The sequence below is a fragment of the Sulfitobacter sp. PM12 genome (assembly GCF_045586035.1).
Taxonomy (GTDB): domain Bacteria; phylum Pseudomonadota; class Alphaproteobacteria; order Rhodobacterales; family Rhodobacteraceae; genus Sulfitobacter; species Sulfitobacter pontiacus.
The window spans coordinates 19,379-33,612 of sequence record NZ_CP151534.1 but is presented as its reverse complement, the minus strand read 5'-3'; the positions used below and the strand labels follow the sequence as shown (position 1 = coordinate 33,612).

Sequence of the window (14,234 nt, the reverse complement as noted above, 5' to 3'; positions counted from 1 at the left end):
GGGGAGCCTAGTTTTCGGGCTTCACGCTCAGGGTGACCACGCGCCAGGCGTCATCCTCGCCGACCAGCTCTTTCGCGCGCGTCGCATCGGGCAGCAATTCGTCGTCGTCGCCGATCACCACGTGCAGATAGCGTCCGGCCTCGCGCAGCTTGACGACGGGCGCGCCGTCCATGCCTTTCTGAACACGATCCGCCAGATTTTGACGCTCGGCAGAGCCAAGCTTGCGCGGCGCACCGTCCAACAGCTCCGCGACCGAGATACGCAGATTGCGCCCACCGTCTTTCAACACGTCCAACCCGATCAACCCCGCAGCCACGGCATCGGCCCACCAGAACCCCATCGAGATACCGATGATGCCCAGAATACCCGCAACGCCGGTCTTCCAGTCTGCGGCGTTCATGTCAGCATCCGCATGCAACACCTTGTCCTGAATGTCGGGCGCGATGGCCAGCTTCTTGCGGCCCAAGATCACCGGCGGGATAATCGAATAGACCAATGCCGCCACCATCAACCAGCCCATCCAGATCTCGGTGCCAAACAGTTCGATACTGCCGATGGTGGGATGTTCCTGCCGCACCAACGTGACCACCGCGTCATACACCAGATAGCCGCCCATCAAGGTCAGCGCCGCCGCCGAGAGGGCAAAGGCCAGGGTGCCGATGCGGTGCAGGCCAAAGGGGTACTTCGGGCTTGGAGGCATCCGTTCAAGCCGCGCGGCGATCAGGAACAGGATCGGCGGCAACAGCGATAGCGTGTCTTCGATCCACGCCGCCTGCATCGCCTGACTTGATCCCATGACCATGAACATCACAAAAATGATCGTCACCAGCCAGAACAGCGTCCACCATTCCAGCCGACGCGCTTTCGCGATTTTGTCGGCGATCTCTTGCGGCAGCGGGGGGTAGCGGTTCATTCCTGCGCCTCCCGTGTCAGCGGACGCAGCGCCATATTGGACCGCATGAGAAACCGGTTCTCGCCGCGCCGCAGCAGCAACACCCGTTCGGGACGGTCGGCCCCGACGGTCACATATCCGATGGGGTTGGTCATGCCCGTATGCTCTGTCAGCGGTGAATCTTTCGGTATTCCGCCCGCCAGCAGATGCAGATCACCCCCCTCAAGCGCGTCAAGCATCTGGTGCGGGTTCTCGCGATGCCATTCGATTTGCGCATCCAGTGCCGCGGCGATCATTGTCACCGCCTGCAGGTCTTGATCCGGCAAAGGATCTTGCAACACGCCGACCTTCAGCACGGCACCTTCCACAATATCAGTGGTGTTTTCGGGGTCTTTCGGCAACTGGCAGGCAGCCAGAACGACCAAAAGAGCAGCGGCGATGAGGTGGCGGTACATGATCAAAACCCTTCAGGGCGACAACTGCACAGATCATGATTTCGTTCCCGCGGGACCGACACCCGCAGGAACCAGAGGGGTCACAGCCCTTTCGACAACAGATCACCCGTTAAAGCGGGGTGCCCGTTTTTCGAGGAACGCGGCCACGCCCTCTTTGAAGTCGGGGGTATTCCCCGCTTCTTTCTGCCACTTGCGCTCGTTCGCCAGTGCGGTGTCAAAATCAGCGTCGGCAGCGCTCCACGCGGCTTTGCGGATCAAGGCAAGGCTGCGCACCGGCCCGTTCGCCAGTTTGGTCGCGATCTCAAGCGCGGTGGCGTCAACCGCGTCATTCTCGACCAGCCGCGTCACCAGCCCCCAGTCAAACGCCGTCGGCGCGGGAATTTTCTCGGCCAGCAGCATCATCTCCATCGCGCGCACGCGGCCCACGGCGCGTGTCAGCAACCACGTCGCCCCGCCATCGGGGATCAGCCCGATCCGCGCAAAGGCTTCAAGGAAATAGGCATCACGACCGGCGACAATCACATCACAGGCCAGCGCAATCGATGCTCCCACACCCGCGACCGCCCCCTGCACGGCAGAGACCACGGGCACCGGCAGATCGCGAAGCGTCATCATCAACGGGTTGTAGGCATTTTCAAGCGCGGCACCCGCGTCGAGCTCTTTGCCGCTTTCGATCGTCCCCTGCTTGAGGTTCGCCCCCGCCGAGAACGCGCGCGGCGACCCCGCCAAGACAATCGCCCGCGCTGTCTGTGCTTCTTGTTGCAGCAGGTCACGCAGCTCTAGCGCCATGGCAGAGGTCAGCGCGTTCATCGTCTCGGCATCATCAAACCGCAGCACTGTCACCGGCCCGTGCCGTTCGACCTTGATCTTATCCGTCATCCTGCTCTCCTCCCACGCATTCTACGGTCTGTGTCGGGGGTATCCCACCACGAGAACAGGGCATGGTAAAGGCGCCATCACCGGAACCCGCAGCGTCGAAGGGTCACTGATCAGGTATCGCCAAACGTCGCGGCGACCCACTCCGGCAAGGTCACCCGCTGCTCGAACACTGTCGATTTCGCCCGCAGCACGTTTTCTTTGGTGTCGCGCACCGGCTCCGCGCTGATCGTGGCATAGGCGTGATCGCGCGCGACCTCCCATGTCTCGTCGCGAAATCCCGCCAATCGGGCATAGAACCGTGCCGCCGTCTGGTCCGCCTCTTTCCACGCGGCACCGGGCAAGCCGCGCCCCGGCATGTTTCCCACGTCGGTCCGATGCTGGTTTGCCGTCTCTAACGCGTAAATATTGGCGTATTTCAGGTGCATCAGATAGACACCGCGCGGCAGGTCAAACACCGCCGTTTCAATGCGCTTGGGCCCGACCCATATGCCGTGGCGCCACAGCCCCGTGCCGCGTTTGGTCACCCATGCCTTGCTGTAGTGCCCCGAGAACACCGCCGTGCGCCGATGACCAAGAGCCATTTGCCCCGCCGCGAGCACATCATCCTCCAAGGTCTCTGCCACATTGAGACCAAGCGCGAACATCGACTTTGCCGATGCCGTCTCTAACACCGCGTGCAGAGACGTATATAGTTCAGGATCATAGCAGATAAGCTCGTCCGCATCGGTGCGGATCACCCAGTCGAAAGACACGGCCAGCCCATCGGCAAAACTGTTCAGCACTTGCCCGCGGCGCCGGTCGAACCCTTCCAGCGTTTCGCGGGGCACGGTGATCACGGTCGCACGCGGGCAAAGGCTGGCGATCCTGGCGTCGGCCCCGTGGGCGACAATATAGAGGTTATCAAACCCCAGCATGCGCCCATAATGCGCGTACCACTGGGACAGCGCCCAGTAGTCTTTGTAAACCATTGTGATCGCGCAAATATTCATGGTGTCCTTTTACGCGCTTTGCGATTTTCCGAACAGGGTATTTTGTCACGCACCGGCCTGACGCCTCCAAATTCCCTTACGCAAAAGGGTGAACGCCTTGTTCCAGCCATATTTTATGTTGCTTTTTGGCGACACCGTTGCCATTATGTTGCCTAGGCCGGGGGGCGAACATGTCATTGGAAAAGCTGATTGATTTGGCAGGTGCCGCGAAAGCGGGCACGGGCGATGTTGCATTTTGGGACAGCTGCACCCAAACCTTCGCCGATCTGGGCGTCACCGGCATCGGCTATGGCATCATCCCTTACGCCAGTGACGCGACCGTGCGCGGGTTTACCCAAGCCGGTTTCTTTCGCCACACCTACCCCCAAGACTGGGTCACCGCGGTCGAGGAACAGGCGCTGGTGGATGACGATATCTCGGTCGAGTTGATCGCCAATGGCACGAAAGAGGTGCTGTGGAATGACGCCAGCCTGCTGGACCACGCGACCGAGCCGCAACAGATGCAATCCGAGCTTGAGAATGACATCGGGATGCAGTTCGGTGCGTCTTTCGCGCTGAACCGCACGCCTGCGGGTCAGGCCATCTCCGGCATCGGTCTTTGGGTGAGCGAGACACGCACCGACCGCGAATTCGATCTTTACTGGCAGCAGCATCGCAGCGCGTTACGACGTTTGTCCTTTGCGATGGATGAAGGCATCCGCCGCGATCACATGAGCGTGCTGGTCAACCTCACCCCGCGCGAGCGTGACTGCCTCAGCTATCTTGCCATCGGTCTGCGCCCGGCCGAGATCTGCTGGACCCTCAAGATCAGCGAAAAAACCTTCGAGAAACACATCAAGGGCGCGAAAGAAAAGCTGCGGGCCAGCACACGCGATCATGCGGTCGCCAAATCACTGGTTTTAGGGCTAATCCAACCGTAGATGGGGGTTTTCCCCCGCTTGATCTACCCTTGGGTTACTGGCAGGTAGAGCGCATAGAACGGCATCACGATTTTCTCCAAGCAGGCCGGTGAGATAGGGCATATTCACGCTGCCTTTTCTCGTCATACTGGCATTGCTTCGCAAGTAATTCTTAGACCAAAGCGCGGGGTGGCAGTAATGCCGCCCCCATTTTGTATCTACTGGTCGTAAAACGTGAACCATCGCCCCACCCACAACTGACGCGAGAGAGTCGCTACGTCAACTTATCACAAAGCCGTTAAATCCGTTGCCAGATGCGCATACAGCGATAAAAAGAACGCCAGTTTTTTCACGATTTGCGAAACCTTTGCCGACTTCGGACCGTGGTTTCTTGCAGAAATCACGCGGAGCAGACGACAATGGCAGCGATCAACGGCACGACGGGGACAGATACCCTTCAAGGTACGGCAGAAGACGACCGGATCGATGCAGGTGCCGGCAACGACCGCGTGTCTGGCGAAGGCGGCGACGACCGGATCGACGGTGGCGCGGGCGATGACCTGCTATATGGCGACGCAGGCGTCGGAACAGCACCGGGCAACGACGCGTCTCCGATCACGCTGTCTTATGCCAGCCGCCTTTTCAACACGGGCAACTCTGCCGACGAAGGCGACAGCGTCTTTTATGACAACGTGGCAACGTTGGACAATGGCGGCGGCGTTTTTGCGCGGCTGGTGCTTGTCGACACCTCGAATGACAACATGCCCATCGACCTTACCGGTGGCACCGGCTTCGAGATCCTGCTGAACTCCGGTAATGGAAGCAGGAGCAGGTATGCCGGTGAAACCGCGACCTTCCGGCTCGAATTCTACGACCGCCAGCACTACGTCGATACGGGCGAGTTCAAGCCGATCGCGCTGAATTCCACCGCGACCTTCAACGATCTGGATCGCAACAACCCCGGCGATCAGGAATCCGTGACGCTGGACACCAACAGCTTCACCTCCTTCGCGACCAGCGATGACACGTCGTTGAATGTCACCAATGCCGATGGCACCGTGACCGCAGCGGGGACCGAGGCGAACTCCCCCGACGATCAGGATGCGTGGTTCTCGGGCCAGTTCGAGAACCGCGAGTTTATCGAGTTCACGCTCGAAACCCGTTCCACACAGTCGGGCTTCACCCTGTCTGGCGACCTGATTGACGACGCCGTCGTGACCCCGATCGAAGCGGGCAATGACACCATTCTGGGCGGCGAGGGCGACGACACGATCTTTGGTCAAGGCGGGAACGACAGCCTGGACGGTGGCGAAGGCGACGATCAGATCGAAGGCGGCGACGGGCAGGATACAATCACCTCGGGTGGCGGCAATGACCGCGCCGAAGGGGGGCAAGGCTCCGACCTGTTCAACTTTACCTCGGGCGGCAATCACACCATCGTGGGTGGCGAAGATGCCGACGGAACAGATGTCGACGTTCTGAATCTCAGCGGGCTGGATCGGTCGCAGTACACGCTGACCAAAACGGGCCCTGAATCCGGCACCATCGAATTCCGCGATGCGGACGGCAACGTGACCGGCACCACAACCTATTCCGAGATCGAAGAGGTCGTGATCTGCTTTACCCCCGGCACCACCATCGCCACGCGACGCGGCGAGATTCCGGTGCAGCAGATCAAGGTCGGCGATCTGGTCGTCACCCGTGACAACGGCCTGCAGCCGGTTCGCTGGGTGGGCCGCCGCAATCTGGGGCGCGACAACCTGCTGCGCACCCCCGGCTTCAACCCCGTTCGGATCAAGGCCGGTGCCTTTGGTGAAGGCGTGCCGCAGCGCGATATGATGGTCAGCCCGAACCACCGCATGCTTGTCGCCTCCGAAACGGCCGAGGTGATGTTCAGCGAACGCGAAGTTCTGGTCGCGGCGAAACATCTGGTCGGGCTCGACGGGGTCGACACTGTCACGCCGGACAAGGTCAGCTATATCCACATGCTGTTCGACAACCACGAGGTCGTGTTTGCGGATGGCACATGGGCCGAAAGCTTCCAGCCGGGGGCACATTCGATGGCCGGCATCCAGTCCGACCAACGCAGCGAGATCCTGTCGCTGTTCCCCGAACTCGATGCGGCGGACGGCATGTCCAACTTTGTCGCCGCCCGCCGGTCTTTGCGCGCGCATGAGGCGCAACTGCTGGTATCCGCCAGCGCCGCGTAAGCTGCGCCATCCGGTGCAGGTAACGAAAAGGCAGCCCTTTCATGGGCTGCCTTTTTTGTCTCAATAACAGCGCGTTACCAGAAGGCCGAGATATAGGACCGCTCGGCCGCGCCGCCGTGCTCTTTCCACGTCTTGCGCACCTGCGTCGCCATCGCCTTTTGCCCCGCGAACCATAAAAACCCGTCCGCCACAGATGAAACCGCGTCGCAGGCCGCCTGCCCCATCGTGGCACGCTTGGCCTCGCTGGCGATAACGACCTCCAGACCGGTGTGCTTTGGGAACGGATAATGCGCGGCATCTACATGCGATGGATACAGCATGATGCGCCCGGTCAGATCGGGGTTCGCCTCCATGATACGGGCGATGGCCGGAAAGGCGGTGTCATCGGCAAATCCGAACACCGGCCCCGTGATCGTACAGCCGCCGCCGCCCGGTCCGGTGACAAGGATCTGCGTCCCCAGTTCAACGCTGCGCGCCCAATCGGTGGTACGCCCGCCTTCGTGAATAAAGATGTCAAACACCAGCAGCCCGTTTTCCCGATCCACCCGCCGCGCGGTATAGACCGGCAGATGCAGCTTGTGTTCACCCTTGGGCCAGACCGTTGCCCCGTTCTCTCCGATGCGGGGCCATTGGGGGGTCTTGCCCGGTTGCGCGATGCCAAGGCGGAAATGGATCGCACTGTCAGAGAACCGCGCCACATCGCCCGCCAGCGTGACCCGCATAAACCCGCAGTCCAACATCTCGCGGTGCTGCACCGTCATCAACCTCGCGTTATCGGGCAAAGCACCCTGACGTACCCCATCCGACCAGCGGATCGCCTGCGCCGCATCGGGCATGACGCTGCCGATCTGATCCACCAGACTGTCCTTCAACGTCTGCAGGAAATCGGCGCGCGCGGTCGATATCTCGGCCTTGCAATTGGCACCCGACGGGGCAAAGGCGATCCGCCCATAATAGGTGCCCACGACAATTCCCTGCGCGCCATCCTGTTCGACGTGCAGGTCATGCTCTGCCGCTTCGGCCAAGGTGGCCTGACGCAGGGCGGCGAAATTGACGCCGGGCAATTCGGTTTGTGCAGTGTGATCAGACATGGGCCATCCCCTGTTGCGGTGCGCGCTGGCCGGAAACCCGCCAGATCAGCGGCAATGCCGCAAGCGAGACGGCACAGGCCACACCAAAAAAGAAACCGTAACCAAGATGCTCGGCGATGACCCCGGCGACCATGCCCGAGACCATGCTCACCGCCGCATCCATACATTGGAACAAGGTAAAATCGACGCCGCCCTGCCGCGGGTCGGACCAGTTCATGAACTGCCCGTAAAGGGCAACGAACCCAAAGGCCATGACGGCCGCGCTGCTGACCATCGCAATCGGGGCCACCGTCGCGGCGGCGAAAACGCCACCCGCCGCCGACAGGCCAACCACCCCGAGGATCAGCGCCTGAAGCGCCACCGCGCCGGCCAGCACCACGCGGGTGCCAAAACGGCGCACCACTGCGCCGCCGGTCATCGCCCCCGCAAAGCCCAAGGTCAGGCTGCCGACCCCGCTGAGCAGTCCAAGCTGACCCAGATCATAACCCGCATCGATAAAGTAAGGCCCGAACATCCCCATCGCGGTTTTCTGCGCCACGACATAAAGCGCCGCGACCAGCAAACCCTGACGCACCTCGGCGCGGGCCAAGGCGGTATTTAGCCGCGGTTGATGCGGTCGCGCCTGCGCGGTTTTCGCCCGCGCGATGATCGCAAAGGGGACGCAGAGCACAGCAATCACCGCCGCCATCCCCCATGCGCCCACCAGCCATCCAGCGCGGTCCACGAGGATCAGGAACACGCCCCCGCCGATCGCAGCCCCCAGATAGGCACCGCCCACCTGCGCCGCATTGCCCCAGCCGTATTGCGTGTCCTTCAACGCCGCCACGGCATAGCCGTCGCAGGCAATATCCACCGTGGCCGTCGCAAAGGCCGCCACCATCAGCACCGCTAGGACAGGCAGCACCGGCGACGGGCCGATCAGCCCCACCACGAAAAGCGCCGCGATCACCACCGCAGCGCCGAGTGTTACAATCGTGACCGACCGGTCCCGCCCGCCATCGGGCAGCCGGAACCGTTCAACCCTTGGCGCCCAAAGGAACTTGAGCGCCCAAGGCAGCACCAGCACCGAGATCAACCCGATCTGGTCCAGTGGCAGCTTCTGCGCGCGCAACACCCCCGGCAGCCCCGACCATGTGACGCCCGCAATCACGCTTTGCGCGATATAGATGCCGCCGATCGCGCCGACGACACCCCAAGTTCCCCCGGACCGCGCCATCAGAAGCGGTAGCTGACGCTGGCCGTCGCGGTGCGCCCTTCGTAGCGATAGCAATAGTCCGCGCTGCAGGTCTGGTCTGTGTTGTCAAAGACGTTCTTGACGTTGATCTGCGCGCTCAGCCCGTCATAGCCCACTTCGCCAAAGTCATAGGACATCGACAGGTCGGCAAAGACCTCGGCATCGTTCTTGTAGGTATTTGCATCGTCGCCATAGCTTTCGCCGACATAGCGCAGACCCGCCCCGAAGCCAAAGCCCTTGAACGCCCCGCTTTGCGGCTCGTAGAAGCCCCAGATCGATGCGGTGTGATGCGGCGTGGCCGACAGCCGGTTGCCCACGGTGCCGGTGGACCCTGCCTCGATCTCCATATCCAGATAGGTATAGGCGCTGGTCACGCGCAAACCATTGGCAAAGTTGAACTGGCCTTCAATCTCCAGCCCGCGCGACCGCAGGTCATAGGGCACCTGCACCTGGTTCAAGCCATTGAACGTCGCCGGATCAACCGTCTGGAAGACCACGCCGTCCTCTTGACGGATGTCAAACAGTGACGCGGTGATCAGGCTTTCCGTGCCCGGCAGCTGGTACTTGACGCCCACTTCCTTTTGCAGCCCGCGTGTCGGCTCTGCCGAACGGCCGCTGTTGGGGTCGGTGCTGTCGTCATAGACCAGCCCTGTGGTCGGCACGAAGGAGCTCGACACATTGGCATAAACCGACAGATCGGTGTTGAACGCATAGCTCAGCCCGACACGGCCCGAGAACCCATTATGCGATGTATCGGTGCCGTTCTGATTGGCATCAAAGGTGGTCATATCGACCCAGTCGTAACGACCGCTCAGGAACATCGTCCAGGGGCCAGAGCTCAGCTGGTCGTGCACATAGACGCCATACTGATACATCTCCTGACCGTTGGAATAGGGCTGATCCACCGCGTCCGTGTCGGCGGCAGAGACATAGCCGACACCGCCATAATAGGCGTCATAGGACGACTGCGTGTAATCGAAACCGGCCACAACCGTGTGGTCAAACGCACCGGTAGAGAAATGTCCCTCGGCATAGGTATCGACCGAGAAATTCTCGGAGTTCTCTAGGTAATGGCCCCAGTAGCGCCCGAACCCCGTGCCCGCCGCATAGATGCCGCTTAACTCAAGATCCGCATCCACTTCGGAATACCGCAGGTTTTGGCGCAGGGTCACGCCATTGTCCATCTCGTGCTCAAGCTCGTATCCGACGCGCCATTGTTCGTTCACAAAGTCATTATAGTCCGGATCGCCGACATAGATATCAGACGCTTCGCCCTGCGACGGGTTGTAGTAAGACGCCGTGCCCCCGCGGGTTGATTCAGAATACTCAGTCAGGACCGTGATCTTGGTCCGATCCGTCAATTGATAGGTGAAGGACGGGGCCAGCAGCGCCAGATCATCGCTATAGCCCGGCAGCGGCGTGTCCGCATCCCGCGCCACACCGGTCAGGCGATAGCTGAGCCGTCCGTCGGTCCCCACGGGGCCGGTGAAATCGAACGCCAGCTCTTTGCGGCTGTCGGTGCCAAAGGTGAGCTTGAGCTCGTTATAGGCGTCGTCCTTGGGGCGTTTGGAGATGATGTTTACCAGACCGCCCGCACCGCTGACGCCATACATCGACGACGATGGCCCCTTCAGCACGGAAACCCCTTCGAACGTGTAGGGGTGGTTCTGGAACCACGCCGATGGCCCGTTCACCTGACGCAGGCCATCGCGGAACAACCCGTCATAATAGGCCGAGAAACCGCGTAGATAGACAGCATCATAGCGCGAGTCGAAACCGAAGTTGGTGACATTCGTCCCCGAGGTATAGCCCAAGGCGTCCAGCAGCGTGCGCGGCTCCTGATCTTCGATCTGGTCCTGCCCGACGGTGCTGATCGCTTGGGGGATGTCACGGATGGGGGTGTCAACGCGCGTGGCCTGGCGCCCCGATTCGGCCACATACCCGTTTTGCAGCAGCGTCGCATCGCTTTCCGCCTCAAGCGTGAGCGTCCCCAGATCAAGCGTATCCGCCTCCTGCGCATAGGCGGGGTGTGATGCGGCCAGCGCGGCCACCAAGGCAATCCTTGAAATTTGCATGGAATTCTGTCCCTTACTGTTTTAGTCGGAAATGAACCGCCTCGCGGCTATTGTCAAACTGAAATAGTAAGGTATTCGCCTGCCCGAGACCTAATCAGGGCAGCGCGTCGGGGCAAGCCGCTGCGTCACAAACTTGGCCGCCACAAGCGGCATCCTGCCTATACCCATGTATTTACATAATATTTTCAAATACCCCACTAAAATACTCCCCCTTGTCGGGGCGATGCTTATACCCTATAAATAAAGTAAGATATTCAACCGGACAGGCCCGACCCCTGCCCCATGTATGGACTTCTCTTGATATGGCATCTTTGGCGACCCTTCCGATCCTCGACCGCGACGACGCTCCGGCACAGGCTCCCGCCCCCCGTATCACCCTCGAACAACGCGCCGCGCTGACCCATTTGCGGATGTCGGCGATGGCCTGCCGCGTCGCCGCGCGCACGGATCTTTACGAAGCCTGCGCCCTGCTCAGCCTTGATGGCGAGGACGCGAAACGCACATTTGTGGATACGCTGATCAAATGTCTGCCGAATGCGATCCAGCGCAAGGTCGTCTGGTTCGCGCCGGGCACAGACACGCTATCGTTCGACGAAGCATGGATCCTGCGCTGCCTCACCAGCATCCGCGAGGACGATCCCGCCAGTCTCAACTTCCTGATCAAGTCGCGCGTGGCCCCTGCGGACCGACGCTATATCGGCTATCTACTCGGCCAGATTTCCGAGCAGTTTTCTCAAGTTTAGAATAATTCCAAAAAGACCTTGGCAAACCGTTTTTGGTGTCTATGTTGAATGGACAGCAAGCTAGTACCGTGCCAGCCAGTCAGAATTTTAATCACTTGGGGACGAGAAAATGAACCAGACAGCAGCTGCTTTGACAACCGATGCAAAAACAGCAATCGCCGATGCATTGAACCAATGCGTTGCGGAAACCGCCGTGACGACAATGCTGGCGCAAAACTTTCACTGGAACGTAAAAGGTATGGGTTTCGGCCCGCTGCACGACCTGTTCCAGAAGATCTACGAAGACCACTTTGTCGCGCAGGATGATCTGGCAGAGCGTATTCGCGCCCTTGATGTCCACGCCGAAGGGATGCTTGCAGGCATGCTGAAGCGGTCCAAGATCAACGAACACGATGGCCACGCCAACGACAAGGAAATGATCCGCATCATGATGGAAGCGCAGGAAACGCTGGCCTCCACCATCGCGGGCGCGGGCCAGTTGGCCGCCGACCATGGCGACACGCTGACAGAAGATCTGTGCATCGCACGCGGGACAGAGCACGAGAAATTCGCGTGGTTCCTGCGCGCACACCTCGCAGGCTAACCCGCCCGCTGATCCCGTCAGCACCCAAATCAAATCGCGGCTAGAGAAGCTTCTCGGCCGCGATTTTGCGTTTTGCCAGCTTCTTGCGATAGGCCAGATCCCAATGGCTGTATTTGCCCAGACGTTCCTGTTGCGCGGTCAGCATCTGGATAAAGCCCACGCGGTGGCTTTCTTTCTTCAGCGATTTGAACATGGATTTCTGCGCCTTGGTCATCGAACACCCGATGCAGTGGCCTTCGCGTTTGAACTTGCACACGTCGATACAGGGGCTGGGTGTTTTTGCCATGGGAAACCTTGCTGATTGATCCGGCGGTTTGCCCCCTGACCGCGCAGGGTGCCAGCGGTAGCCTATGCCAGCAAAAGCAAGGCCGCGCCAGTGGGGGCGCGGCCTTGGCCGTTCAAATCATCGTTTGCCGAAGCGTGATCAGGCGGGATCAGCACCAAACACACCGCAGGCAATCCGGTCGCCCGCATCGCCCGAGGGTTGCGAGCTGTAATCATCCTGCCCGCCGTGGATTACAAAGGCAGCGCCGTCGTCATCCATCAGATGCTCTTCGACATTCAGGAACGGCAAGAACACTTCCTGCTCTACGGTGCCATCACTGCCCACCGTAACATTCGGCATATCACCGGGATGTGGGCCACCGGCGGTCAGCACGCCATGCTCGCGGTCCCCCGCGATATGTCCGCCAGCGGATTTGAACCCGTCGCCCGAACAATCGCCGGTTTCGTGCAGGTGCACCGCGATGCCCCCTGCCGGCAGGTTGGACAGCGACAGTTTTGCCAGCGCCACGCCGGACTCGGTATCCTGGACCGTCACGGTTCCGACCTCTGCCCCCTCGGCATCCATAACCGGCGCAGTCGTCTCGGCGGCGAAAGCGGCGCTTGTCATCAGCCCGCAGGCCACGGCGGTGGTGAGTGCGAATTTCATTGGAATCTCCCTTTTCATGCTTGGGTTTGAACCGGCCAGCTGTGGTCGATTGGTCAAAGACCAACCCGCCGCATTTACCCAAAGTTCCAAGCCCCCGTGCCCCCACGGCCAAACAACGCGCATCGGCAGAAGTTAGCCGCCCCTCGACGGACGCGGAACCGCCGCGCCGCCTCTATCGTTTCAACTACAGGTAACCACAACACAGGAGAGTTTCGACATGACTGCGACATCACATTCTAGCCTCGTATCTTCCTCTGACGTGAATGGTACGACTGTTTACAGCCGCGACGGCACGCATATCGGGTCCATTGATCATCTGATGATCGACAAGCAATCCGGCAAGGTCGCCTATGCCGTGATGGGCTTTGGCGGGTTTCTGGGCCTGGGCGAGGATCACCACCCCGTGCCGTGGGGCAAGCTTGAATACGACACCGCCAAAGAAGGCTTCGTGACCGACATCACCGAAGAGCAGGTTAAAGGCGCACCAACCCGCAGCGACGGTTGGGTAACAGACCGCGAATGGGAACGCCGGACCCACGAACACTATATGGTGCCGAACTACTGGATCTGATCCACAGAAGTTAACAACCGCGGACCGTCCCCACATCGGGGGCGGTCTTTTTCTGTCACTGCCCTACATCCAGACCAATAGCTTTCAAGATACCGGATTGCCCCCATGCCCAGTTCCGCTACCTGCCCCCCTCTCCCGCACCCGTCTTGCGCGCAGGAGACACGCTGATGTGGGAGGATCTGCTGAACGAATTCTCCCTCGCCCCCAGCCTGCCCCTGTCCGTCGTTGTGGCCCGCACCCTTGCGACGGTGGTATTCTGCGGGCTGATCGGGCTTGAACGCGAAACCTCCAAACGGCCCGCAGGTCTGCGCACGCATATGCTGATCGGCCTCGCGTCGTGCATCTACTGTCTGTTGACCCTCGCCCTGCTCGCCCGCAGCGCCGAATTCGGCGACACCATCCGGATGGACCCCCTGCGTATCATCGAGGCGGTGACCAGTGGCGTCGCTTTCCTTGCCGCGGGGCTGATCGTCTTTTCCCAAGGCAAGGTGCGCGGCCTGACCACGGGGGCCAGCATGTGGGTCGCCGCCGCCGTTGGCGTGGCTTGCGGCTTGGGCGAATGGACGATTGCGGGCATGACCGTGATCCTCGCGCTGATCATCATCGCGCTGGTCCGCAAGCTTGAGAAACGCGCAGGCACCTACGAAGAGCACGACTAGTCGCGGCCATCGGCAGCAATGCA

General features: G+C 60.7%; 16 protein-coding genes. 7 read left to right on the top strand and 9 right to left on the bottom strand.

Features of this window, described 5'->3' with window-relative positions; translation table 11 throughout:
- Positions 1-7: 7 nt before the first annotated feature.
- The 4 genes from AADW22_RS17350 to AADW22_RS17335 all read right to left on the bottom strand — a co-directional run bounded on the left by AADW22_RS17350 (position 8) and on the right by AADW22_RS17335 (position 3,215).
- The gene (locus AADW22_RS17350; protein WP_289080393.1) at positions 8-913 is read right to left on the bottom strand and encodes a cation transporter; all 906 of its coding nucleotides are present in this window, start codon (positions 911-913) and stop codon (positions 8-10) included.
- Positions 910-1,347, bottom strand: coding sequence for an enoyl-CoA hydratase (locus AADW22_RS17345; protein ID WP_407474793.1), 438 nt, complete (start codon positions 1,345-1,347; stop codon positions 910-912). The genes AADW22_RS17350 and AADW22_RS17345 overlap by 4 nt, the downstream gene beginning before the upstream one ends.
- Before the next feature lie 102 nt (positions 1,348-1,449).
- Entirely contained in the window at positions 1,450-2,226 is a 777-nt protein-coding gene (locus AADW22_RS17340; protein WP_407474792.1) for an enoyl-CoA hydratase-related protein, read from the bottom strand.
- A gap of 110 nt (positions 2,227-2,336) precedes the next feature.
- Complete coding sequence (locus tag AADW22_RS17335; protein WP_407474791.1) at positions 2,337-3,215, bottom strand: glycosyltransferase family 2 protein; 879 nt, start codon at positions 3,213-3,215, stop codon at positions 2,337-2,339.
- A 23-nt stretch (positions 3,216-3,238) separates the two neighbouring features.
- On the opposite strand from AADW22_RS17335, the gene AADW22_RS17330 reads away from it, so the two are divergent.
- The 3 genes from AADW22_RS17330 to AADW22_RS17320 all read left to right on the top strand — a co-directional run bounded on the left by AADW22_RS17330 (position 3,239) and on the right by AADW22_RS17320 (position 6,324).
- Positions 3,239-3,307, top strand: a complete 69-nt coding sequence (locus AADW22_RS17330; RefSeq protein ID WP_399268893.1) for a hypothetical protein — start codon at positions 3,239-3,241, stop codon at positions 3,305-3,307.
- Between the two features lie 78 nt (positions 3,308-3,385).
- Positions 3,386-4,135, top strand: coding sequence for a helix-turn-helix transcriptional regulator (locus tag AADW22_RS17325; protein ID WP_037941385.1), 750 nt, complete (start codon positions 3,386-3,388; stop codon positions 4,133-4,135).
- A gap of 398 nt (positions 4,136-4,533) precedes the next feature.
- The gene (locus AADW22_RS17320; RefSeq protein WP_407474790.1) at positions 4,534-6,324 is read left to right on the top strand and encodes a Hint domain-containing protein; all 1,791 of its coding nucleotides are present in this window, start codon (positions 4,534-4,536) and stop codon (positions 6,322-6,324) included.
- Between the two features lie 74 nt (positions 6,325-6,398).
- Here AADW22_RS17320 and AADW22_RS17315 read toward each other — a convergent pair whose 3' ends face one another.
- The 3 genes from AADW22_RS17315 to AADW22_RS17305 are packed head-to-tail and all read right to left on the bottom strand — an operon-like array spanning position 6,399 to position 10,724.
- A complete protein-coding gene (locus AADW22_RS17315; RefSeq protein ID WP_407474789.1) occupies positions 6,399-7,415 on the bottom strand; it encodes a siderophore-interacting protein in 1,017 nt (338 codons plus the stop codon).
- Positions 7,408-8,631 (bottom strand): MFS transporter, encoded by a 1,224-nt coding sequence (locus AADW22_RS17310; RefSeq protein WP_184584075.1) that lies wholly within the window; start codon positions 8,629-8,631, stop codon positions 7,408-7,410. The genes AADW22_RS17315 and AADW22_RS17310 overlap by 8 nt, the downstream gene beginning before the upstream one ends.
- A complete protein-coding gene (locus AADW22_RS17305; RefSeq protein WP_407474788.1) occupies positions 8,631-10,724 on the bottom strand; it encodes a TonB-dependent siderophore receptor in 2,094 nt (697 codons plus the stop codon). The genes AADW22_RS17310 and AADW22_RS17305 overlap by 1 nt, the downstream gene beginning before the upstream one ends.
- 302 nt (positions 10,725-11,026) lie before the next feature.
- Here AADW22_RS17305 and AADW22_RS17300 point away from each other — a divergent pair, with 302 nt between their 5' ends.
- Both AADW22_RS17300 and AADW22_RS17295 read left to right on the top strand, forming a co-directional pair.
- Positions 11,027-11,467, top strand: coding sequence for a hypothetical protein (locus AADW22_RS17300; protein ID WP_184584079.1), 441 nt, complete (start codon positions 11,027-11,029; stop codon positions 11,465-11,467).
- Positions 11,468-11,576: 109 nt separating this feature from the next.
- Entirely contained in the window at positions 11,577-12,050 is a 474-nt protein-coding gene (locus tag AADW22_RS17295) for a Dps family protein (RefSeq protein ID WP_005848741.1), read from the top strand.
- A gap of 40 nt (positions 12,051-12,090) precedes the next feature.
- Here AADW22_RS17295 and AADW22_RS17290 read toward each other — a convergent pair whose 3' ends face one another.
- Both AADW22_RS17290 and AADW22_RS17285 read right to left on the bottom strand, forming a co-directional pair.
- Entirely contained in the window at positions 12,091-12,336 is a 246-nt protein-coding gene (locus AADW22_RS17290; protein WP_009824242.1) for a DUF1289 domain-containing protein, read from the bottom strand.
- A gap of 138 nt (positions 12,337-12,474) precedes the next feature.
- A complete protein-coding gene (locus tag AADW22_RS17285) occupies positions 12,475-12,981 on the bottom strand; it encodes a superoxide dismutase family protein (RefSeq protein ID WP_005848745.1) in 507 nt (168 codons plus the stop codon).
- A 217-nt stretch (positions 12,982-13,198) separates the two neighbouring features.
- On the opposite strand from AADW22_RS17285, the gene AADW22_RS17280 reads away from it, so the two are divergent.
- Positions 13,199-13,552, top strand: a complete 354-nt coding sequence (locus AADW22_RS17280; protein WP_181358616.1) for a PRC-barrel domain-containing protein — start codon at positions 13,199-13,201, stop codon at positions 13,550-13,552.
- Positions 13,553-13,719: 167 nt separating this feature from the next.
- A complete protein-coding gene (locus AADW22_RS17275; RefSeq protein ID WP_037941371.1) occupies positions 13,720-14,211 on the top strand; it encodes an MgtC/SapB family protein in 492 nt (163 codons plus the stop codon).
- Positions 14,212-14,234: the final 23 nt, after the last annotated feature.